Source organism: Streptomyces sp. NPDC048473 (genome assembly GCF_043200155.1).
GTDB lineage: Bacteria > Actinomycetota > Actinomycetes > Streptomycetales > Streptomycetaceae > Streptomyces.
Map to the genome: position 1 here is coordinate 23,304 of NZ_JBICXE010000041.1, position 19,421 is coordinate 42,724.

Annotated in this window: 23 protein-coding genes and 2 pseudogenes; 16 read left to right on the forward strand and 9 right to left on the reverse strand. The window is 68.2% G+C overall.

Annotation, left to right across the window (positions count from 1 at the left end; genetic code table 11):
• Window positions 1-106 precede the first annotated feature (106 nt).
• Window positions 107-988, forward strand: coding sequence for a tyrosine-type recombinase/integrase (locus tag ACGFU7_RS38560; protein ID WP_393702443.1), 882 nt, complete (start codon window positions 107-109; stop codon window positions 986-988).
• An 11-nt stretch (window positions 989-999) separates the two neighbouring features.
• On the opposite strand, the gene ACGFU7_RS38565 is transcribed toward ACGFU7_RS38560, so the two are convergent.
• Entirely contained in the window at window positions 1,000-1,755 is a 756-nt protein-coding gene (locus ACGFU7_RS38565) for a polyphosphate polymerase domain-containing protein (protein ID WP_393702520.1), read from the reverse strand.
• A gap of 972 nt (window positions 1,756-2,727) precedes the next feature.
• Here ACGFU7_RS38565 and ACGFU7_RS38570 point away from each other — a divergent pair.
• The 7 genes from ACGFU7_RS38570 (at window position 2,728) to ACGFU7_RS38600 (ending at window position 7,722) form a co-directional block, all read left to right on the forward strand.
• On the forward strand, window positions 2,728-3,651 hold the full coding sequence (locus ACGFU7_RS38570) for an NADP-dependent oxidoreductase (RefSeq protein ID WP_393702444.1): 924 nt from the start codon (window positions 2,728-2,730) through the stop codon (window positions 3,649-3,651).
• 33 nt (window positions 3,652-3,684) lie between these two features.
• Window positions 3,685-4,623, forward strand: a complete 939-nt coding sequence (locus ACGFU7_RS38575; protein WP_393702446.1) for an AraC family transcriptional regulator — start codon at window positions 3,685-3,687, stop codon at window positions 4,621-4,623.
• Window positions 4,624-5,124: 501 nt separating this feature from the next.
• Window positions 5,125-5,331, forward strand: a complete 207-nt coding sequence (locus ACGFU7_RS38580; RefSeq protein WP_393702448.1) for a hypothetical protein — start codon at window positions 5,125-5,127, stop codon at window positions 5,329-5,331.
• Window positions 5,332-5,341: 10 nt separating this feature from the next.
• Window positions 5,342-5,959, forward strand: coding sequence for a TetR family transcriptional regulator (locus ACGFU7_RS38585; protein ID WP_393702450.1), 618 nt, complete (start codon window positions 5,342-5,344; stop codon window positions 5,957-5,959).
• 88 nt (window positions 5,960-6,047) lie between these two features.
• Window positions 6,048-6,842, forward strand: a complete 795-nt coding sequence (locus tag ACGFU7_RS38590; protein WP_393702452.1) for an SDR family NAD(P)-dependent oxidoreductase — start codon at window positions 6,048-6,050, stop codon at window positions 6,840-6,842.
• Window positions 6,843-6,860: 18 nt separating this feature from the next.
• Window positions 6,861-7,502 (forward strand): IS3 family transposase, encoded by a 642-nt coding sequence (locus tag ACGFU7_RS38595; protein WP_393702454.1) that lies wholly within the window; start codon window positions 6,861-6,863, stop codon window positions 7,500-7,502.
• Window positions 7,489-7,722, forward strand: coding sequence for an integrase core domain-containing protein (locus ACGFU7_RS38600; protein WP_393702455.1), 234 nt, complete (start codon window positions 7,489-7,491; stop codon window positions 7,720-7,722). Before ACGFU7_RS38595 ends, ACGFU7_RS38600 begins: the two co-directional genes overlap by 14 nt.
• A 27-nt stretch (window positions 7,723-7,749) precedes the next feature.
• Here the strand turns inward: ACGFU7_RS38600 and ACGFU7_RS38605 are convergent, their stop codons facing one another.
• The gene (locus tag ACGFU7_RS38605; RefSeq protein ID WP_393702457.1) at window positions 7,750-8,418 is read right to left on the reverse strand and encodes a FadR/GntR family transcriptional regulator; all 669 of its coding nucleotides are present in this window, start codon (window positions 8,416-8,418) and stop codon (window positions 7,750-7,752) included.
• Between the two features lie 92 nt (window positions 8,419-8,510).
• On the opposite strand from ACGFU7_RS38605, the gene ACGFU7_RS38610 reads away from it, so the two are divergent.
• Both ACGFU7_RS38610 and ACGFU7_RS38615 read left to right on the forward strand, forming a co-directional pair.
• Window positions 8,511-8,948 (forward strand): RidA family protein, encoded by a 438-nt coding sequence (locus ACGFU7_RS38610; protein WP_393702458.1) that lies wholly within the window; start codon window positions 8,511-8,513, stop codon window positions 8,946-8,948.
• Between the two features lie 145 nt (window positions 8,949-9,093).
• The gene (locus ACGFU7_RS38615) at window positions 9,094-9,618 is read left to right on the forward strand and encodes a cupin domain-containing protein (RefSeq protein ID WP_393702459.1); all 525 of its coding nucleotides are present in this window, start codon (window positions 9,094-9,096) and stop codon (window positions 9,616-9,618) included.
• Between the two features lie 340 nt (window positions 9,619-9,958).
• On the opposite strand, the gene ACGFU7_RS38620 is transcribed toward ACGFU7_RS38615, so the two are convergent.
• Window positions 9,959-11,296 carry a PLP-dependent aminotransferase family protein gene (locus tag ACGFU7_RS38620; protein WP_389609657.1) on the reverse strand — a complete coding sequence of 446 codons (1,338 nt, stop codon included), beginning with the start codon at window positions 11,294-11,296 and terminating at the stop codon, window positions 9,959-9,961.
• A 200-nt stretch (window positions 11,297-11,496) separates the two neighbouring features.
• Here ACGFU7_RS38620 and ACGFU7_RS38625 point away from each other — a divergent pair, with 200 nt between their 5' ends.
• Both ACGFU7_RS38625 and ACGFU7_RS38630 read left to right on the forward strand, forming a co-directional pair.
• The gene (locus ACGFU7_RS38625; protein ID WP_393702461.1) at window positions 11,497-12,102 is read left to right on the forward strand and encodes a DinB family protein; all 606 of its coding nucleotides are present in this window, start codon (window positions 11,497-11,499) and stop codon (window positions 12,100-12,102) included.
• A gap of 9 nt (window positions 12,103-12,111) precedes the next feature.
• Window positions 12,112-12,759 (forward strand): LysE family translocator, encoded by a 648-nt coding sequence (locus ACGFU7_RS38630; protein WP_393702463.1) that lies wholly within the window; start codon window positions 12,112-12,114, stop codon window positions 12,757-12,759.
• A 156-nt stretch (window positions 12,760-12,915) separates the two neighbouring features.
• Here the strand turns inward: ACGFU7_RS38630 and ACGFU7_RS38635 are convergent, their stop codons facing one another.
• The gene (locus tag ACGFU7_RS38635; RefSeq protein WP_393702464.1) at window positions 12,916-13,047 is read right to left on the reverse strand and encodes a hypothetical protein; all 132 of its coding nucleotides are present in this window, start codon (window positions 13,045-13,047) and stop codon (window positions 12,916-12,918) included.
• A gap of 251 nt (window positions 13,048-13,298) precedes the next feature.
• Here ACGFU7_RS38635 and ACGFU7_RS38640 point away from each other — a divergent pair.
• From ACGFU7_RS38640 to ACGFU7_RS38655, 4 genes and pseudogenes are all read left to right on the forward strand, one after another.
• Window positions 13,299-13,763 (forward strand): annotated as a pseudogene (locus ACGFU7_RS38640) (transposase); the annotation flags it as partial.
• Between the two features lie 28 nt (window positions 13,764-13,791).
• Window positions 13,792-13,977, forward strand: coding sequence for a hypothetical protein (locus tag ACGFU7_RS38645; RefSeq protein WP_393702466.1), 186 nt, complete (start codon window positions 13,792-13,794; stop codon window positions 13,975-13,977).
• 198 nt (window positions 13,978-14,175) lie between these two features.
• Entirely contained in the window at window positions 14,176-15,021 is an 846-nt protein-coding gene (locus tag ACGFU7_RS38650; protein WP_393702468.1) for a sugar phosphate nucleotidyltransferase, read from the forward strand.
• Window positions 15,018-15,533 (forward strand): NUDIX domain-containing protein, encoded by a 516-nt coding sequence (locus ACGFU7_RS38655; protein WP_393702470.1) that lies wholly within the window; start codon window positions 15,018-15,020, stop codon window positions 15,531-15,533. The genes ACGFU7_RS38650 and ACGFU7_RS38655 overlap by 4 nt, the downstream gene beginning before the upstream one ends.
• A 193-nt stretch (window positions 15,534-15,726) precedes the next feature.
• Here ACGFU7_RS38655 and ACGFU7_RS38660 read toward each other — a convergent pair.
• The 5 genes and pseudogenes from ACGFU7_RS38660 to ACGFU7_RS38680 all read right to left on the reverse strand — a co-directional run.
• Window positions 15,727-16,401, reverse strand: a pseudogene (locus ACGFU7_RS38660) (DUF5655 domain-containing protein); the annotation flags it as partial.
• Between the two features lie 192 nt (window positions 16,402-16,593).
• Window positions 16,594-17,619, reverse strand: a complete 1,026-nt coding sequence (locus ACGFU7_RS38665; protein ID WP_393702472.1) for an aldo/keto reductase — start codon at window positions 17,617-17,619, stop codon at window positions 16,594-16,596.
• 8 nt (window positions 17,620-17,627) lie between these two features.
• Window positions 17,628-18,092, reverse strand: a complete 465-nt coding sequence (locus ACGFU7_RS38670; RefSeq protein ID WP_393702474.1) for a MerR family transcriptional regulator — start codon at window positions 18,090-18,092, stop codon at window positions 17,628-17,630.
• 96 nt (window positions 18,093-18,188) lie between these two features.
• Window positions 18,189-18,773 (reverse strand): DUF6262 family protein, encoded by a 585-nt coding sequence (locus ACGFU7_RS38675; RefSeq protein ID WP_393702476.1) that lies wholly within the window; start codon window positions 18,771-18,773, stop codon window positions 18,189-18,191.
• Window positions 18,694-19,419 (reverse strand): hypothetical protein, encoded by a 726-nt coding sequence (locus ACGFU7_RS38680; RefSeq protein ID WP_393702478.1) that lies wholly within the window; start codon window positions 19,417-19,419, stop codon window positions 18,694-18,696. Before ACGFU7_RS38680 ends, ACGFU7_RS38675 begins: the two co-directional genes overlap by 80 nt.
• Window positions 19,420-19,421 lie beyond the last annotated feature (2 nt).

The window sequence follows — 19,421 nt, forward strand, 5'->3', positions numbered from 1 at the left end:
TGTCACCTCGTTCGCCGCTCGTTAACGGCACCTCTACCTCACCGGCGCGGGCATCGCGAAGTCTTCCGCACGGATCTACCGGATCTCGCTGACGACGTGGGGGTGGATGCTCTCCGGCGAACCGGCTCCGACCGGGCCCGCCCGCCGCGGCGCGAAGCCGCCCGTCTTCCCCGTCGCCGCGATCGACGACCCGGCGCTGCCGGAGGTCCTGGCCGAGTTGGCGGCAGCGCGGGCGGACGAGATGGACGCCGACACCGTCAACCGGGAACTGTCCATCGCACGCAAGGCGATCGGCTGGTGGCAGCGCCAGAGCTGGATCGTCGGCGACCCGACGATCGGCATCGAGCGGCGGCCGGCACCGCCGGACCGCACCAAGGCCCTGGCCGAGAACCAGATCGCCGCCCTGTGGCGCCTGGACGTCGCCCTGCGGGAGAAGACGTTCTGGAAGATGCTCTACGAGTCCGCCGCACGGGCCGACGAGGTGCTGTGCCTGAACGTGGAAGACCTGTACCCGCAGGACAAGCGCGGGAAGATCACCGCGAAGGGCGGGGCGACGGAGTGGATTCACTGGCAGTCCGGCACCGCCCAACTGCTGCCCCGCCTCATCGCCCGCCGCACCCGCGGCCCGTTGTTCCTTACCGACCGCAAGGCTCCGGCCGGGACGCCGACGCTCGACGTGTGCCCGGAGACCGGTCGCGCCCGGCTCTCCTACCGGCGGGCTGAGGAGATCTTCGAGGAGAACACACGGCTGCTGGCCAACCCCCTCGCCTCCCCTGACGACATCGAGGACCTGGACGGCTGGACACTCCACCGGCTACGCCACAGCGCCCTGACACACGACGCCGAGGACGGCACCTCCACCCCGATGCTGCTGGCCCGCTCCCGCCACGCCTCCGTCCGCTCCCTGGAACGCTACGCCCGCCCCGGCGTCGACGCAGTCGCCCGGCACGTCGCCGAACGCGACCCCGCCGCCCGCCGGAAGCGCTGACGCCTCCAAGATCAACTACTGGCGGCTTCTGGGCTCACCTCGGCGATACCCCCGAATGCCTCGATGGACTGCACGTACTTGGAGATCCGCACGAGGCTGAGATTCCGGCGAGCGGCGAGATCGGTGATCCAGTACGGGGTGCGCTCGTTGACCTTGATCTCCATCACCGACATGTGCGGCGGGATGGTGAACCGGTTCTCCGGGGTGGGGATGCCGAAGTGGAAGTCCCGGTCACGGCCGCGGATCCGCCGGTCGAACGTCACCCGCAGGCCGGTGTCCGCGTCCCGGCCGACCAGCGCCTCACGCTGGTAGCCGGTGATCGCGGTCGGCTGCAGATTCAGCCGTACGACCAGTTCGAGCACCTCCTGGATGAAGGGGCTCTCCTTCGGCGAGTGCTCCACCATCTGCCGCTCGTCGCACAGCCTCCGGGCCGTGCCGTAGGGAAGGGTGATGCGCCGCTTCTGTGTGACCCGGTTGACGCGCTGCTTGATCTCCACGCACACCGGTGACTCGTCGGTGACGCCGTCGAGGTTGCCGTAGTGGCGGATGCGCAGTTTGCGCCGGAACTTCAGGCCCTCGATCTTCTCCCAGTAGAAACGCAGCTGCGGAGTGTCGTAGTACAGGCTCCACACTCCGTAGCCGCCCACGGGGCTGTTGAGGTCCTGGTCCATCCGCTCGGCGAGCTCGTCCCGGATCTCGGCGGCCTGCTCGACCGGGACGAGATACTTCAGCTCGAACCGGTTGAACGCGTGCAGCCTGCTGGCCACATGTAGTGGCTGCTCGCCCTCCTGAGCCGAATCCCCTTGGACCGGTTGGACCGGGGCCTTCCGCAATGCGGCCACCTCGGGTCGCGACACCATGCGCCTCCTTCGTCGTACGAGCCGGACCGGCCGGCATCGATACGCAACCAACGGCGCATGAGTAACGCATGAGAATGCCAGGTTAATTGAAGGAGGATGTGAAGTGACCACGAAATGAACACTGACAACACCGACTTCTTGTCGACCGGTCCTCGGGGGGCATCATCGCGGCCCTGCGCGACCAAGCGAACCCACGCTCGCGGTCTCCCTCGCCCAAGCGACGCGCGAAGGGCTGCTTCCGTCCTGTGCTGGCACTGCTGATGTTCGTGGCCGCTGTCGCGACCGGAGCGCCTGCTGTCGTCCACGCAGGCCCGGTTCTGGGGCGCGGTATTCCTCAAGCCAGTCATCGAGGGTAGTCACGGGCTCCATCTCCAGATGATGGAAGGCAACGAGCCGCAGTCCCTGTACTTCACGGCCGCACCAGATGCGGCGCGGCCTCGCGGGGCAGTTCTTCCGAGGATCGGTGCCTTGTCGGGGACTCTGACCGAAAAAGTCGGCAGACTCACCGGGCTCGGCGTCAATCTGCTGGGATGAAACCGTCCTGTACGTGCGGGTCTGAACCCGCTGCGGGCACGTGTACCCGACGCTGAGGTCCTGGCCTTACAGCTGACCCAGAGTCCTGGCTGTGCGGACTGGCAAGGCCGACGCGCCGCTCGGCCCTGCTGGCGGACGCCACGGCCTGATCATCTGCTTCGTGACCGTCAAGGGTGTCATCGGTGTCTGAGGCATTTATGGCCGGGAGCACCCGCCGACAAGACGTTGGGACATGTAGCCGAGACGGAAGGCTATTCTGCGGCTCATTCGATCTCTCTAGGGTTGAGGGCATCAAGCAGGACGCCGAGCCAGAAATCAACCGGCCGAAACCCAGGGAGAGTTACCGTGCGCACAGTGTTCCAGAAGTCTTTCGGTGGCCCCGAGGTCCTTGAGGTCGTGGAGACCGAGCGGCCGAAGCCGCTGCCCGGCGAGGTTCTTGTCAAGGTCCACGCCAGTGCGGTCAACCCTGTGGACGTGTTCGTCAGGTCCGGCGCTTTCCCACTGCTCGGTGAGCCGCCGTTCGGCGTGGGCTGGGACATTTCCGGGGTGGTCGAAGAGGCCGGCCCCGGCGCCAGGTTCGAGGTGGGTGACGAGGTATACGGGATGCCGTTCTTCCCCCGCGCCGCCACCGGGTACGCCGAGTACGTCGCCGCACCGTCCCGCCAGGTGGCTCGCAAGCCCGCCTCGCTCGACCATGTGCACGCCGCCGCCATCCCCCTCGCGGCGCTCACGGCCTGGCAGGGCCTGGTACAGGCGGCAGGCGTCAAGGAGAGCGACCGGGTACTGATCCACCGGGCAGCCGGTGGTGTCGGCCACTTCGCGGTACAGATCGCGAAGGCACACGGCGCCCATGTGATCGCCATGGCCAGTCCGGCCCGGCACGATTTCGTCCGCGGCCTCGGCGCCAACGAGGTAATCGACTACCGGACCACCGACTTCACCGAGGCCGTCAAGGACGCCGACGTGGTTTTCGACTCCACGGCCCAAGGCGATCTCTCGCTCAGTGTGCTGCGCCCCGGCGGCGTACTCATCAGCATCGTGGAACACGCCGACCCAAAGCTCGCCGTACGCGTCGAGGCCGCCGGGCGGCGCTTCACCGGCATCTCGGTCGAGCCGGACTACGCCGCGCTCGAAGCGATCGCCGACCTGGTCGACGCGGGCCTGATCCGCCCGCACGTCGAGGAGACGTTCCCGCTGGAGGAGGCCGCTAAGGCACATGAGCTGGTCGCCTCGGGACACGTACAGGGCAAGATTGTCCTGACGGTCTGACCGCGACGGGCCGAACCAGGGAGAGCAAGGCGGATGGATATCCTCACCGAGGCGCTGGCCTCGATGCGCACCGGGTACCCGGCATCCGTACGGACCAACGGCCGCGCCCCCTGGGGCGTGCGGCTGCCGCCAGTCGCAGGCGCCGGGTTCCATGTGGTGCTGTACGGGACCTGCTGGCTGGTCCCCCTCAATGACACACCACCGCATCTGAAGCCGATCCCGCTGAGCCCCGGTGATGTGATCTTCCTGCGCAGCGGGCGGGGCCATATCCTCGCCGATCATCCCTCCACCCCGGCCGTGGAGGCCACGGCGGAGCAGTTCCAACGGGGTTCACCGATCGGCTCGCTCACGCTCGGTGGCAAAGGCCCCGAGACCAGCCTCCTGTGCGGCGACTACCAGCTGGACCAAAGCCGCCCGCACCCACTGGTGCGCCACCTGCCCGAGGTGATCCATCTGCCGACGCGGCACGGCCGCAATCCGGAGTTGAGCGCCGCCGTCCAACTGCTCGGCTCCGAGCTGGAAAACCCACGCATCGGCTCGGACGGCATCGTGCCCAGCCTGATCGACTCGCTGCTCCTCTACATCCTGCGGGCCTGGCTGGACGATCAGCCCCCGACCGCCGCCCAGGGGTGGGCTGCGGCCCTGGGCGACTCGGCGGTGGCGCCTGCCCTGTCGGCCATTCACGACGACCCCTCGGTCCAGTGGACGGTCGAATCGCTGGCCGAGCGGGCAGGGCTGTCCCGCGCCGCCTTCGCCCGACGGTTCGCCTCGCTGGTGGGCGAACCGCCGATGGCCTATCTGACCCGCTGGCGCATGACGACCGCCGCCCGTCTGCTGCGCGAGTCCAACGCCTCACTGACGACGGTCGCCGCCCGCACCGGATACGGCTCGGAGTTCTCCTTCGCCAAAGCATTCAAGCGGGAGTACGGCCTGGCCCCGGGCGGCTACCGGCGCCAGACCAGGGCTGCCTAGTGTCCTGCGCCAGTAGTTGAGCGTTGGTTGTCGTGTGACTTCTGCTACCAGACGGGGTGTTCCACTGATCGTGCGACCGCAGGGTCTGCGCACCGTCCGCCGGAGTCGGCCCTGGACTGCACCACCAGCCGCCGCGCACCGACCTGGCGCGCCGGAGCTCGGCCAGAGGAGGCAGCTTCCCTCGACGCGTAGGCACGGGATCCGCACCTGCTCCGGCACTCTTGCCGCTACGAGCAGGACGTTGAAGGCGGCCTTGTCCTCGATCCGGGCGGAGGTTGCTGTCGATCGCGGCGATCGCCGGTGGCGCGGGCAGCGTGGACAGCGGTTCGGCAGCCTCCCCACGACACTGGTCCAGCCGTGCCGTTTTCGGCCCCTCGGACACGGTCCTGGGCGGCCAGGACCGCGTGGGGGAAACCGGCCTGTTCCCAGCCGGGACAGCAGCCGATCGCTAGCGCCGGCCGCGTCAGGGTCCGCGGCCTGGGCCCGGCGTACAGGGAGCGCATGGACGGGCAGAACCGCTTGGCTGAGACCAGCGGGCTGCGCCAGGGCCTCGTCGAGGGCGGTCTGGGCCGCCTCCACGATTCCCGGATCGGGCACCTGCATCCGGCCGGTCATGCCGAACACACCAGTTCGCCGCTCGCCGCGGCCGGGGCCCTCCGGGTGACGCGGCTCTTGATCAACTTGAAAAACCGACTCGAAGGTATTTAGTATCGGGGGCATGGGAAGGCCAGTGGATCAACTGACACCGAAGGGCGCGGCGACGCGCCGGGAGATTCTGCGCGCCGCCGCCCGTGTCTTCGATGCCAAGGGGTATGCCCTGGCGCGGATGGACGACGTGGTGAGCGAGACCGGCCTCACCAAGGGTGCCGTGTACTTCCACTTCAAGAGCAAGGCCGCCCTGGCCCATGCGGTCGTCGACGATCAGAAGCAGGGGATGCTTGCGCATGTGCGCAGGCAGCTCGAGGGGCTCGGAGGGCCGGCCGCGCAGGTACGCGGACTCGTCCCCGTCCTCGTGGACCTCGTCATCGCCGAACCCGCGGGATGGTCCGTCGTGCGGCTCGACCGCGAGCTCGCCACCGAGTCACCGCAGGAACGCGCTCGGGTGTCCGTTCTCGCGGAGTGGGTCGGCCTGGTCGAAGAACTCCTCCTGGCCGGCGCCCGCGCGGGCGACCTGCACCTTCCGGCCGACGCCCACGCGCTGGCGACCGTATTCGTGGGCGCGTTCGACGGGCTGAAGGGCGTCCTCGAGGCCACGGGGCGCGCCAATCCCGAAGAGCTGCGCCGTACAGCGGGCGTTCTCGCCGAAGTCATTGAGGTGACCATCGAAGCTCGCTGACAGCGGGCAGGGCGGACATCACGCACGTCGGCCACCTCGGCCTTTTCATCGCCAAGAAAAAAACCTTTGAGTCGGTATGGAGACAGACATGAACTACTCTGACACTCTCACCTCCCAGCTGGCCGTCGTCACCGGCGCTTCGTCAGGGATCGGCGCCGAGTTCGCTCGACAGTTGGCCGCCCGCGGTGTGGATCTGGTCCTCGTCGCCCGTTCGAAAGACAAGCTGGAGGAGCTCGCCTCGACCCTGCGGACCAAGCACGGCGTGACCGTCAGACCCATCCCCCTCGACCTCTCCCGGCCCGACTCCTCCGAGATCCTCGCGCGCATGCTCGACGAGCAGGGCGTCGCCGTGGACATCCTCATCAACAACGCCGGCTTCGCTTCCCACGGCGACCTCGCCGAGGCTGACCCCGGCCACATGGCCTCCCAGGTGCAGCTCAACGTCGGCACGCTCGTCGGCAACACCACCCGGCTCCTGCCCGGCATGGTCGAGCGTGGGCGCGGCACCGTCATCAACGTCGCCAGCACGGCCGGATTCCAGGCGGTACCGCACATGGCGGTGTACTCCGCGACGAAGGCATTCGTCCTGTCCTTCACGCGTTCCCTCTGGGGCGAGACCCGCGGCACCGGTGTGACCGTCCTCGGGATCTGCCCGGGCGCCACCGACACCCCGTTCTTCGACGTGGCCGGTGACAACGCGTCGGTCGGCAACCGGCGCACACCGCAGCAGGTCGTCGCCACAGCACTCGCGGCGCTCGGCGGACGCAAGGCGACCGTCGTCGACGGCGCCGGCAATGCCCTGGTGTCACGCGTCGTCAGCCGCCTGGTACCGGAGCGCCCCCTGATCCGCATCGCCGAACGCAGCGTACGCCCCAGCGCGTGAAGGGCCCGCCGGCGAGCCGTGAACGCACCCCACCTCGCCGCGCTCGTACGCACCCGCCGTCGGCGGCCCAAGTCCGCCCGGCGCCTGCGCGGTGAACGGACCATTGGGCACATACATCGCATCCATGCGGCCTCGGGCGAGACCTACGGAGCCCGGCGGACCCACCGCCAGTTGCGGCGCAAGGGCCTTGCCGCGGCCCGGCGCGCCATCGAGCGGCTGATGCGCGAGGACGGCCTGGAAGGTGCGGTCCGCGGACAGCGGCGCCGCACCACCATTCCTGAGCCGTCCGACCCCAGACCGCCGGGCCCGGTCCACCGACGCTTCACCGCCTACCGTCCCAATCAGCTGTGGGTCGCCGACCTCACCTATATCCGCACCTGGTCGGGCTGGGTCTACATCGCCTTCGTCCCGGACGTGTACTCACGGATGATCGTCGGGTGGCAGCTCGCCACCCACATGCGCACCGATCTCCCCCTGGACGCCCTGGAGATGGCGTTTTGGCGGCGTGGAGTCAAGAAGGGCTTGGGTCTGATTCATCACAGCGACCGCGGCTCACAACCCGGACTCAATCCGCTACGGCGATCGGTTGCCGAAGGCCGGCGCGACCGCGTCCGTCGGCTCCGTCACGGACAGCTACGAAAGCAACTTGACGAACTATAGGAGCGTCAATGCCATGGCCGAGGCCCTCAACGGCTCGTTCAAGGCTGAGCTGATCGAGCACCAAGGACCCTGGCGGGGAGCTGACCAGGTAGAACGTGCCGTCGTCCCGTGGGTCGGCTGGTACAACACCGAGCGCCTGCACGCAGCACTCGACCACCTCCCGCCCGAGGAATTCGAGGCCCGGCACTACCGATCCCAGGCAACCACGAACACTGCCTGAAACCACAAAAGCCGGACGCTACGAAACTCAGAACTGCTCAGTGAGCGCATTGAGGCTCGGGCGGATCGCGGCCGCAGCCGCGGCGGCGGCAGCGGCTTCGTCTCCGGCCTCGATCGCCGCCAACAGTGCGTCGTGGGGTTCGGCGCCGCTCTCCTGGATCACGTCCTGGCTACGCAGCGCGTGCAGGCTGTCATGGAGTCGGCCGACGAAGAAGCGGTAGCACTCCAGCAGCACGCTGTTCCCCGCCGCTTCCACCACGGCCAGGTGGAAGTCTGCGTCGGCACGGGCGAACTCCTCCGGCGCAGTGGCGTGATTTCGGGCAGCGAGCAAGCTGCGCAGCCGCCGCAGGTCGACATCGGTGCGGCGCATGGCGGCGAGCTGGGCCGCCTGAACGTCGAAGCCGAGCTGGACCTCGAACACTTCGCGTACGTCGGCAGTCCCGAACCGTCGCAGCATGGGGGCTGGGTCGGTGGTGGAGACCACGTAGGTACCGGCCCCCTGTCGGGTCTCCAGTACACCCAAGTGCACCAGGGCCCGTACCGCCTCTCGGACCACGGTACGGCTCACTCCCAGCTCCTCGGTGAGCCGCTGCTCGGTCGGCAGCCGGTCCCCGATCGCCCAAGTGCCTTGCATCAGAGCTTCGTTGAGCTGGCCTACGACCTCGTCGACCGAGGACCTGCGGCCGATCATGCGCATGGGGGCTCCTTCGCCGGTTGCAATCTTCCGGCCCCACAGTATCCTGATCACCTGCCATCATTCATCAGTCATCATACAAATTTGGAGCTACGGTGAAGCAATTCATCACACCCGATTCTTTGGCCTGGGCCGCACAGCTGCGCGAAGACACCGGGGCAGACGCCATGCCGTTCGCCCCGGCGGTCGTCACACGCGGCGACACTGTGTGGCTCTCGGGTGCCACCGCCTACCCGCTCGTACATCAGCACCCCCATGACGAGGCCGAGCTCACAGTGCCCGGGGGAATCGCGGAGCAGACCCGGGCCTGCCTGGAGAACCTGCTCATCGCGTTGAAGGCGGCCGGCGGCGACCTCCAGGACATCGTCAAGGTCACCATTTTCAACACCGACATGGACGCCCAGAACGAGGTCAACCAGGTCTACGCGGAGTTCTTCGGCGAACACAGGCCGGCACGCAGCCATATCGGCGTCAACCGTCTGGTCGGCCCCGAGCTGAAGATCGAGATCGAGGCCGTAGCGGTCCTCGGCTGATGGCGTGCTCCCCGATCAGGGCGCGCCATTCGCCCTGCCGACGCCTGTGCAGGCAGCGGGCAAGCGACCTTCGCGGCCCCGGCTGACCACTGCCTGCCCAGTAGTTCCTGCCTTTCAGCGGGAAAAAATATCGCAGGAGCAAGAAATGTCTCTCTTCATTCCCGATTTCGACGGAACCGTCGTTGTGCGCTCTGCTGACGCCGAATTGATAGGCGAGGGCGGCCCGGTAACCAACCAGTTGCTCGTCGACAGCTCCGCCACGGGCGGGGCGCTCTCCAGCATGCGTGTCACCCTCGGCAAGGGTGCCAATGGCGCCCGTCCTCACCACCACGGCAAGTCCGCCGAGATGTTCTACGTCCTCGACGGCACCGCCCAGCTCCTGTCCGGCGATCAAGTGGTCACCGCGGAGCGCGGGGATGTTGTCGTCGTACCACCCGGTACACAGCATGCCTTCGCCGCCGCACCCGGCGAGATTGCGGACATGCTGGTCATCATCACGCCCGGGGTGGAGCGCTTCGAGTACTTCCGCCACCTTGAGCGCATCCGCTACGGCAAGGTACCGCCGGAGAGCCTCCTCGACGTTCAGGAACTCTACGACTCCTATTTCGGAACGAGTCCTGTCTGGAACGCCGCACGCGAACAGCAATGCTCAGCGCAACAATGCCCGTGACGTGCGGATGTCCGGGCCTTCGAGTGTGACCAAGAGTTTGCGCGGGCTCGTCTCACCCTGCATTTTTCCACGCTCGGATAAGGCGTCGCACACCCCGGGACGGTGAGACGGAGAAGCTCGGTGGTCATCCGGGGAGAACGCTTGATCCACAGGTGTTGACGACCTTGATACTGCACCGGCGACTGGTCCGCGACTACGAGGGCCGCCCGGCCCCCTCGGAGTCGCGATGAAGCTCTTGTCCTGCGGGTTCCGCTCTACGATCTCGATGCCGATCCCGTGTCTGTGGCCGTGGGCTCCGCCTCGGTCTTCGCCGGGACGGTCGCCGACGCGCGGGCAGGCGTCAGTCGGTGACGAGGTCGTCCGGGGCGGACCGGGCGAGTTCGGCCAGTGTGGCCAGCGCCTGAGAGAGAACGTCGGTCTGCGGGGAGGCAAGCCCCAGCCGGATCGCGTTGGGGGCGTGGTTATTGCCGACGGTGAACGCGGCGGCCGGCACCACTCCGATGCCGTGCCGGGCGGCGGCAGCGACGAAGGTGTCCGCGCGCCACGGGCGGGGCAGTTGCCACCAGCAGTGGTACGAGCGCGGGTCGCTCCGCACAGCGAAGCCGCCGAGGTGCCGGGCCGCGATCTCCTGCCGTACGGCGGCTTCCCGCTGCTTGGCCTGTACGAGCGCCTTCACGGTGCCGTCCTGCTGCCAGTGGTAGGCCGCCTCCAGTGCGAAGCGCATGGGGGTCCAACCCCCCGAGCGCAGCGACGTGGCGATCTCGCCCACCAGGAAGCCGGGCGCCACCACGAACCCGAGGGTCAGGCCAGGGGCGATGCGCTTGGACAGGCTGTCGACGAGGACGGTCTGCTCGGGGGCCAGAGAGGCGAGCGGCGGCACTTCGTCGTGGAGGAAGGCCCAGATGGCGTCCTCGATCGCGGGGATCCCCGACCGCAACAGGACATCGGACAGATGCTCCACCCGTTCCCGGGGCATCGTAATCGACAGCGGGTTGTGCAGAGTCGGCTGTACGTAGACGGCGTGCAGCGGGCCGCTGCGGTGGGCTTCCTCGACGGCCTCCGGGATCAGCCCTGCTGCATCCATGGCCAGGGGCACGAGGGTGATGCCGAGCCGCGTGGCGATGGCCTTGATCACGGGGTAGGTCAGTTCCTCGACGCCGAGCCGAGCGCCCGGTGGCACCAGGGCGGTGACGACGGCCGAGATGGCCTGCCGCCCGTTCCCCGCGAAGAGCACCTGCGCCGGGTCGGGGCGCCAGCCGCCACGCGCAAGCAGATCGGCGGCGGACTCGCGGACGGCCGGAACGCCGGCCGCGCCGACGGGCCGCAGCGCGTAACCGAGGACATCGGGACGCAACAGCCCGCCGAGCCCGTTGGCCAGCAGCGTGGCCTGCTCGGACACCACCGGATAGTTGAGCTCCAGGTCGATCCGGCTGCCTGCGGGTTCGGTGAGCGCGGGCGCGGATGCACGGGGGACCGCGCGAACGAAGGTGCCGCGGCCCACTTCGCCGAGAGTGAGGCCCCGTCGGGCGAGTTCCTGGTAGACGCGGGTGGCGGTGGAGTTGGCGATGCCGTGCTGCTGGGCGAACTTGCGCTGCGGGGGAAGCCTGTCGCCCGGCCGGAGGATGCCGGCCCTGATCTCCTCGGCCACCGTGTCGGCGACGCTCTGATAGTCCTTCACGGCGCTCTCCTCTCGTTCACGTGCCCCCGCCATCCAACCACACAATTGCACCGAGTGCAATAATGCATATTGCATCGAGGTCTCGCAGGCAATATGCTCGCGGCATTGCTTCGAGCCTCGCCCGTGCACCGGGCTGGGGAACCCCTGTTTGGATGCGTCACGAGAGGGCGCGCGACCGCCGGAAAGGAGTCCTGCCAGCAGTGAACACGACCGCATGGTCTCGGTCTCCGCTCGGCCGGACTCCCCTGCCGCTGCCCGACTGTGACCGGTGCGGATTCACCTCCTGCCTGGTAAGGCACGGTACGGTCGTCGGCCTGCTGCGGAAGTACGCGGCGGAGTGGCAGCGGGTCCTGACGGGGCCAGGGCTCGACGGCCGGCGCGTGGGCGTGCCTCACTGGTCACCGCTGGAACACGGCTGCCACGTCCGTGACATGTGCCTCCTGTTCCACAAGAGGCTCGACGCAATTTTCGGAACCACAACGATTGCACCGGACCACCGCACCGCGCCGGATGTCGGGCCGGCCGCGGAACGCCCGGACGTCGTCCGGCGCTACCGCGACGAGGAACCGCGACAGGTGGCGGAGGAACTGGGGTGGGCCGCCGAGGCCCTGGCCCGCCGCCTGGCCACGCTCACCGCCGACGACTGGGACCGCGACGGCACGGGCCTGGCCGACTCGCGACTCACCGTCGATTTCTTCACCCGTCATCTCCTCCACGACATCGCTCACGACCTCGCCGAGGTACGGCGCGGTGACCGCTCCGACAGGGCGCGTCCGGAGACGGCGGCGGGGCATAACAGCGAATGAGGGGTTTTCATGGTTGAACTGAGCGGAGTCCTCGGCGTGTTGATGGTGGCCCTAGGGATGGTGCTCACCCCGGGCCCGAACATGGTCTATCTCGTCTCACGCAGCATCACCCAGGGCAGGCGCGCCGGGATCATCTCCCTCGGCGGTGTGGCCCTGGGCTTCGTGGTGTATCTACTGGCCGCAAACCTCGGCCTGTCGGTCGTCTTCATCGCCGTGCCCGAGCTGTACTTCGCCGTGAAGCTGGCCGGCGCGGCATACCTCGCCTACCTCGCCTGGAACGCGCTGAAGCCGGGCGGCGTCTCCGTCTTCACCCCGCAGGACGTCCCGCACGACTCGCCGCGCAAGCTATTCATGATGGGACTGATGACGAACCTGCTCAACCCGAAGATCGCCGTCATGTACCTCTCGCTCATCCCGCAGTTCATCGACCTGGAGAAAAGCCACGTCCTCCTCCAGGGCATCACGCTCGGCTCGATCCAGATCGTGGTCAGCGTCGCGGTCAACCTCACCATCGTCCTGGCGGCCGGAACCATCGCCGTCTTCCTCTCGCGCCGCCCCTCCTGGCTCAAGGTGCAGCGCTACGCGATGGGCACGGCGCTCGGCGCGCTCGCCATCTCGCTGGCCCTCGACACCTCAGGTCCGGCCAAGTCGAGCTGACAGCACGGCACATGGAGAGCGGTCCGGTGCCGACCTGGGCTTTACCGCCCCAGGGACAGGAATTCCGTGTGTTCCTGAGAGGGGTGTTTCGCGGGTTGATGTCCGGTTCGTGATGTGGCTTGGGTGAGGTTGTGTGGTCAGGCGCTTCGGGTCACGTTACGGCCGGGCCTGGGCGAACAGGCCGGGTTCGGTCTCGGCCAGGATGCTTTTGAGTTTCGAGCGCATGCCCTCGATGCTCTTCGGTGCGAAGCCGAGATCGAGGGTCTCGCACAGGTCGCGGGCCCGCAAGGGCCACACCACCTCGGCGAAGACGGCGAGCTCACTACGACCTGCTCGCGCTCGCCCCCGATTACCGCATCGAGCGCTTCGGCACGAAATTCGGCGACCTGCGCGTCACCGTCGCCGACCGCTTCGAAGACGGGGAATTCGACAGCGAGTTCGCCGACCGGGCCACTGCCCTTACCTTGCCGAAATCGTCTCCGAGTACACCTCCGTAGCCTGCGGAAGGCCCCCGCGTCTCACTGCGCGGCGACGGGCGGCGTGATGGCGCGGTCGCGAACCGGCCCGTCTCCGTCGCTCTCGCCGTCACCACCGAAGGCCGACGGGGCATCCTCGGGCTGTGGGCCGGCGACGGTGGCGAGGGCGCTGCCCTGGAACGCTTCGCGGAGTTCGCCGACGCATGGGGCAAGAAGTACCCGGCGATCGTCCGGCTCTGGGAGAACGCGTGGGAGGAGTTCACTCTCTTCCTCCGCTTCGACACCGAGATCCGCCGCATCGTCCGCACAACCAACGTGATCGAGTCCGTGAACGCGCGGATCCGCCGGGCGGTCAAGGCCCGCGGCCGCTTCCCCAACGAGCAGTCCGCATGCAAGTGCGTCTACATGGCGATCACGTCCCTGGACCCCACCGGCAAGGGCCAGGCCCGCTGGACCATGCGCTGGAAGACCGCCCTGAACGCCTTCGACATCACCTTCGACGGCCGCCTCTCAGCAGCCCGCCAGTAGCCGCAACAACCCCAGATGCACCGTTTGTTTGGTAGACCCGGTCGGCACGCCCCGCGACTACGACACCATGCTCGCCGCCGTCCACCAGCAGGCAGTGCGCCACGGGCTCGACCCCAGCGACCGGGCCACCCCGATCTGGGACCGGATCCGCGAGGCCAGCTCACTGACCGCCGCCGCGGCCCCCAAGCCCCTCTCCGTTTCGATCACACCCTGACCCGCTGATCCCGAAGACGCACACCGCCAAGCCGCCGCGCTCAACAGCGCTGGCGGCTCGGCCAGTTGAGCGCCCCCGCCGCGGGCTGCGGGTTCATGGAAACCGTGCGCGGTATGCGTAGACTGTCGCGCCTATCCCGCCTCGCCGGGCCCTGCCGGAGGACCACAGGCAGAGCCCGCACCCACCCGAAGGGCCCGCGTGAGTCGCGCCGTCATCGCCGTAGCCGGCATGGGAACCCGCTTCTTCCCCATCGCCAAATCGGTCAACAAGTGCATGCTGCCGGTACTCGACCAACCCGTCCTCGCCTACGCGGTCGCCGACTGCCTCGCCGCAGGCGTGCGCGAAATCGCGATCGTCACCTCGCAGGGCGAGGGCGGACGGCAGGTCCGCCACTACTTCACCGAAGACCACGGCATGCGGGACTACTTCGCCGCCCGCGGCTGGCAGAAGAAGTACGAGCCGATCGCACACCTCCACGACCAGGCAGACTTCCACTTCATCGAACAGCCCCGCGACGGCGACCGGTACGGAACCGCCCTGCCCGCGATCCTCGCCGCCGACTTCATCGGCGACCACGACTTCTTCCTCATCGCCGGCGATGACCTGCTCCTGCGGACCGACGGCGGATCCGACCTCGCCGCCCTCGCCGCCGCCCGCGACGCCGCCGGCACCGCGGGTGCCGTCGCCGCCGCCACCGTCCCCGGCAGCGACGCTCACCGGTACGGAATCCTGAAGCCCCGAGCCACGGAGGACGGCCAGCAGGTACTGGACGATCTGTTGGAAAAGCCGACCGCCTACAGCGCACCGACGGCCTACATCAACATCAGCCGCGCCCTACTTCCCACCGAGGCCACCGCCTACTTCGAGAAGCTCACCCCGGCCGCGAACGGCGAGTACCAGGCCACCGACGCCATCACCGCCTTCGCCCGCGACCACGACGTGCTCATCCACCCCGTCGCCGGACAGTACTTCGACTGCGGCAACCCAGCGGGCTGGCTGGCCGCCAACAACGCCGTCGCCCTCCGCTCGGGGACGGTTTCATGACCACGACCGGCGCCGTTCCGGCCATCGCGATCCGCACCTGCGCAGCCATCATCGAAAGCGACGAGATCTGCCTGATCCGCCGGGCCCGGCCCGATGGAGACCAGTACTCACTGCCGGGCGGGCTCCTCCACCCGGAAGAGGAAGTACCTGTCGCCCTCGCCCGCGAACTCAAGGAAGAGCTCGACCTCGATGTCACCGCCCTCCCCGACCGTCCCCGGTTGCGCTGGGCACAGGACCAGATCACGACGCGGCCCGGCAGGACCGGCACGTTCCGCCGTCTCCACCTCATCCATCTTCTGGCCATCCCCCGCTACGTCCGCGCTGTCCTCCCGGCAACCGAGCAAGACGCCGAAGACATCACCAGCGTGGTCTGGGTTCCCCTCGCGCAGGCCGCCGAACGCCACCTCTACCCTGCCGTTGGCAACGCACTCAGCCAGCTGACCGAGCCCGCCGACGCGCCCAGCAACGTACTGCTCCCCCCGATCACCGACCAGACGTACACCTGGCGCTGATCCAACGGCCCAGGGTGCCTACTCATCGGCCAGCAAGGTGGCGCAACATAGCGCGGGATCTCCGGTCAACCAGACCGGCGATCCCGCGCATCATTGAACTTCCACCGCCACGCCCTGCCCGTACGTCGAAAGGCACTACACGACGACCTCAGATCAAGCGCAAATCGCTCACGGCCAGAATGCCGTCGAGCCATCACGCTGCTGCGTAGCTCGCGCGGAACAGATCCTGCGCTCGCCCCACGTCCCTCGGCGTGCGGAGCTGAACCTCCAGATCGCCCGTCCCGTGGTGGCCGAGCCCGGTCACGTCTCGGGTGAACCCGGGAAGGAGGTCGACGTGCCTCGGGTCGGCCTTCAGGTAGACCAGGAGCTTGCTCCGCTGGGGCGGGCAGACACAGGCGAAGTTTCGCAGCTTCTGGAATGCCGTGTACTGCTTGCGCTCGACGCGTTTGATGCTGCCTCCGAGCCCGAGCAGCGCCTCCTCGGCCGCGTTCACCACCTCCACCATCGACGCGCCCTGGACGTCGTCTGCCGCCCGTGCCTCTCCCTGTCGGCGCACCCGACGAGCTATCTGTATGCCGCCGCTGACGGACGCCACGGTCTCAAGCCCGAGCAGGTCGCTGCCGAAGAGTCGGTAGCGGACCAGGTCGATCGACCTCCGGTGCTCGCGTACGGCGTGTACGTCGTAGCGCGTGAAGTCGCCGGCGATACAGATCAGACGCGGTCCGCTCCACAGCACCTGGGATGCGGCCGTAGCCCCGAGCCGGTCACGAACCAGGTGCTCGAACTCGGACCGGTGATCCATCAGCCACGAGAGATAGAACAGGCCCTGGTTGATGACGCCGGCATCAACGCCCCGCTTGTACTCGACATTACCGACCGCAGGAGCTCGGACACCGGCTCTGAACTGCGACGATTCATAGACTACATGTCCGTGACGGGGAGTTGGGGTCGTTGCTGTAGCTCGTCCGGGTGGTCTCGTGAGACGGCCCGTCCACCGGGGCGGTGGGCGGGCCGTGATGTCGTCAGCGGGACAGGACCACGTTGCGGATTCCGGGTTGACCTAGGCTTCCCGGGCTGCCGAGGTGAGGGACATGTCCGCGTAGCGGTCGCCCGCCACCTGGCCGGCGATCGGCTCGAGGAGCGCCAGCTCCTCGGCGGTCAGCGTGATCCGGGTGGCTGCGGCGTTCTCGAGGAGGCGGCTGCGCTTGCGCGTTCCGGGGATCGGCACGACGGTCAGGCCGTGCGCCTGCGCCCGCTGCTGCAACCAGGCCAGGGCGATCTGCGCCGTGGTGGCGCCACGATCGGCCGCGATCTTGTGCAAGGGTTCCAGGAGCGCGGCGTTCGCCTTGGCGTTGTCGCCGCTGAAGCGCGGCATCTGCTGCCGGAAGTCGCTGCTGGAGAGGTCTTTGCTCGCGTCGGTGAAGGCACCGGTCAGAAAGCCCCGGCCGAGCGGCGAGTACGGCACGAAGGCGACCCCGAGCGCGGCGGCCGCGCCCACCGCGCTGCGCTCGACGTCCCGGCTGAAGACCGACCACTCCGTCTGTAGGGCGCTGATCGGGTGCACGGCGTGCGCCTCGCGCAGCTCGGCACCGGTGACCTCACTCAGCCCGAGGTGCTTGACCTTGCCTTCCCGTACCAGTTCGGCCATGGCGCCGACAGACTCGACGAGCGGGACGGCGGGGTCGCGGCGGTGCATGTAGTAGAGGTCGATGACCTCGACGTTCAGGCGGCGCAGACTCGCCTCGACGGCCTTCTTGATGTAGGCGGGATCGTTTCGGATAGCCCGGTAGCTCGGGTCGTCGGCACGGTACTCGATGCCGAACTTGGTAGCCAGAGTGATCTCGTCGCGGTGCGCGGCGACGAACGACGCGAGGAACTTTTCGTTGGCACCAACGCCGTACATGTCGGCGGTATCGATGAGGGTGACGCCCGCCTCGACGGTGGCCTCCAGCGTGTCGCGGGCCGCCGCGTCGTCCGTCTGTCCGTAGGCGACACTGATGCCCATGGCACCGAAGCCCTGGACGCCGACGAGGGGGCCGCCGTTGCCCAGCTCGACCTTGCGGATCTGTTCGATGGCATTGCTCATGAAGGCGCTCAGTCCCTTTCCGACGCCCGGCGGGCGCCCGCAAAAAAGTCGATCTTGGAGTCGAGTACGGCGACGGTGTCCTGCAGCTCCGCGATGCGCGCCACGACCTCGCGCCGGGTCCGTTCCAGAATTTCCCGCCGTTCGTCGAAGGTGACCTCGCCCCGGCGGACCAGCTCCGCGAAGCGGACCATGTCGGCGATCGGCATCCCGGTCAGCCGCAGCTTGCCCACGAAGGAGAGCCAGTCCAGGTCCCTGTTGTCGAAGCGGCGCTGGCCGCTGTGCGACCGCTCCACCTCCGGCATCAGACCGATCTGCTCGTACCAGCGCAGGGTAGGCGCGTTGAGCCCGGTGTACGCCGCGACCTCGCTGATCGTGTAGCGGTCCTGGCCGTCGGGTCGCGGATGGGCCGGCCCCACGGGCACGCAAGCGTCCATGGGCGGGGACTTCACGGGAGTGCTGTCGGTCACCGTCATGCCGACCACGCTAGAACCTTCAAGTGCACTTGAAGCAAGTGCACTCCGCGCAGACGCCTCCTGGGCCGGGCGCCGCTACGGAGGGGCTGCGGGATTTTAATCAGGCGATGATCCCGGGGCGATGAGGGCTTCGAGGTCGGCGATGCGCCGGTCCTGGAAGCGGAGGTTGGAGCGGGCGGCCTTGAGCCGTTCGTCGAGGGTGCGGTTGTCGGCCGTAAGCTGGCGGATGCGCTGTTTGAGGGTGGTGTTCTCGGTGGTGGTCCGCTGGATGGCTTCCTCGGTCCATTCGGCCTGCAAGTCGCGCATTTGGCCGAGGAGTTCGCCAATGCGGGTGCGTTGGGTGAGGATCTCGGCGTGGGCGGCCTTGAGGGCTTCCTCGGCGTTCAGGGCGCGTTCGCGCCAGGTCGCCTCGTGTTCGTCGTCGTTGGCGAGCATTCGGATCCGGCGTTCGCCGGCCTCGGTCATCGCTGCGACGACCGCGGCCCTGGCCTCGGGGTTGTCGTAAAGGAAGGTGCGCGAGACGTCCGCGCGGCGGGCGACGGCGGCGACGCTGACCTGGGCCTTCTCGCGTCGGAGCCGGGCGATGGCCTCGTGGACGCGCTCAAGGGCGGTCTCGGTCTTGCGACGGCGGGCGGCCAGGGCCGCCACGGTGCGGGGCTCGAGAACGGTAGCGGTGTTCATGCAACTTCCTGTTCAGGGTCGTCACCGTCGGCTGTGCACGTATCGCTGTACTCGTCCTGCTCTTGTTGCCCGCGTGGGCGAGGTCGGCGGCGCGGAAGGCGGTGGACCACACGCGGTGGAAGTAGTCCTGGGGTTTGCGCAGGTCCAGGGCGAGGGCGTCGTCGAGGAGGCCGAGGCCGGCCAGGGCCTTCTCCAGGCCGTCGATGGCGCGGGCGGTGGGCTCGAAGTGGCGGTGGAGGTAGTCGGCGGTGGCGTCGTCGGGAGCGCGCTCGGCCAGGAGCCGCCATTGCTCGCGCTTGCGTCGCCAGTAGAGGAGATCGGCGCCGGACAGGACGAACTTGTCGCAGTTGTGGCAGTCGAGGCTCCAGGGGCAGGCACCGCCGTCGACAACGGGCTGGAAGGTGCAGAACCCGCCTTCGGCGGGGGTACTGCGGCGGGACAGGTCGATGGCCAGGGCCTGGGCCTGTTCGCGGGTGAGCGGGGTGGTGTTGCTGGTGAGGAGTTCGCCGGGGTTGGTGGTGCCGGGGCCGGCGACCCACACGTGCTGAAGGACGTTCTCCAGGTCCGACTGGGTCAGGTGTAATGGTGGAGTCGGGTATTGGAACTCTCGGAATGCCTGGCCGTAGGGGCCCTCCAGTCGTCCCATTG

Excerpts from the sequence above, each read along its gene's own strand:
- ACGFU7_RS38560 (WP_393702443.1), top strand. The coding sequence starts at position 107 with ATGCTCTCCGGCGAACCGGCTCCGACCGGGCCCGCCCGCCGCGGCGCG.
- ACGFU7_RS38575 (WP_393702446.1), top strand. The coding sequence starts at position 3,685 with ATGGATATCCTCACCGAGGCGCTGGCCTCGATGCGCACCGGGTACCCG.
- ACGFU7_RS38580 (WP_393702448.1), top strand. The coding sequence starts at position 5,125 with ATGGACGGGCAGAACCGCTTGGCTGAGACCAGCGGGCTGCGCCAGGGC.
- ACGFU7_RS38585 (WP_393702450.1), top strand. The coding sequence starts at position 5,342 with ATGGGAAGGCCAGTGGATCAACTGACACCGAAGGGCGCGGCGACGCGC.
- ACGFU7_RS38590 (WP_393702452.1), top strand. The coding sequence starts at position 6,048 with ATGAACTACTCTGACACTCTCACCTCCCAGCTGGCCGTCGTCACCGGC.
- ACGFU7_RS38605 (WP_393702457.1), bottom strand. The coding sequence starts at position 8,418 with ATGCGCATGATCGGCCGCAGGTCCTCGGTCGACGAGGTCGTAGGCCAG.
- ACGFU7_RS38615 (WP_393702459.1), top strand. The coding sequence starts at position 9,094 with ATGTCTCTCTTCATTCCCGATTTCGACGGAACCGTCGTTGTGCGCTCT.
- ACGFU7_RS38630 (WP_393702463.1), top strand. The coding sequence starts at position 12,112 with ATGGTTGAACTGAGCGGAGTCCTCGGCGTGTTGATGGTGGCCCTAGGG.
- ACGFU7_RS38655 (WP_393702470.1), top strand. The coding sequence starts at position 15,018 with ATGACCACGACCGGCGCCGTTCCGGCCATCGCGATCCGCACCTGCGCA.
- ACGFU7_RS38665 (WP_393702472.1), bottom strand. The coding sequence starts at position 17,619 with ATGAGCAATGCCATCGAACAGATCCGCAAGGTCGAGCTGGGCAACGGC.
- ACGFU7_RS38670 (WP_393702474.1), bottom strand. The coding sequence starts at position 18,092 with ATGACGGTGACCGACAGCACTCCCGTGAAGTCCCCGCCCATGGACGCT.
- ACGFU7_RS38675 (WP_393702476.1), bottom strand. The coding sequence starts at position 18,773 with ATGAACACCGCTACCGTTCTCGAGCCCCGCACCGTGGCGGCCCTGGCC.
- ACGFU7_RS38680 (WP_393702478.1), bottom strand. The coding sequence starts at position 19,419 with ATGGGACGACTGGAGGGCCCCTACGGCCAGGCATTCCGAGAGTTCCAA.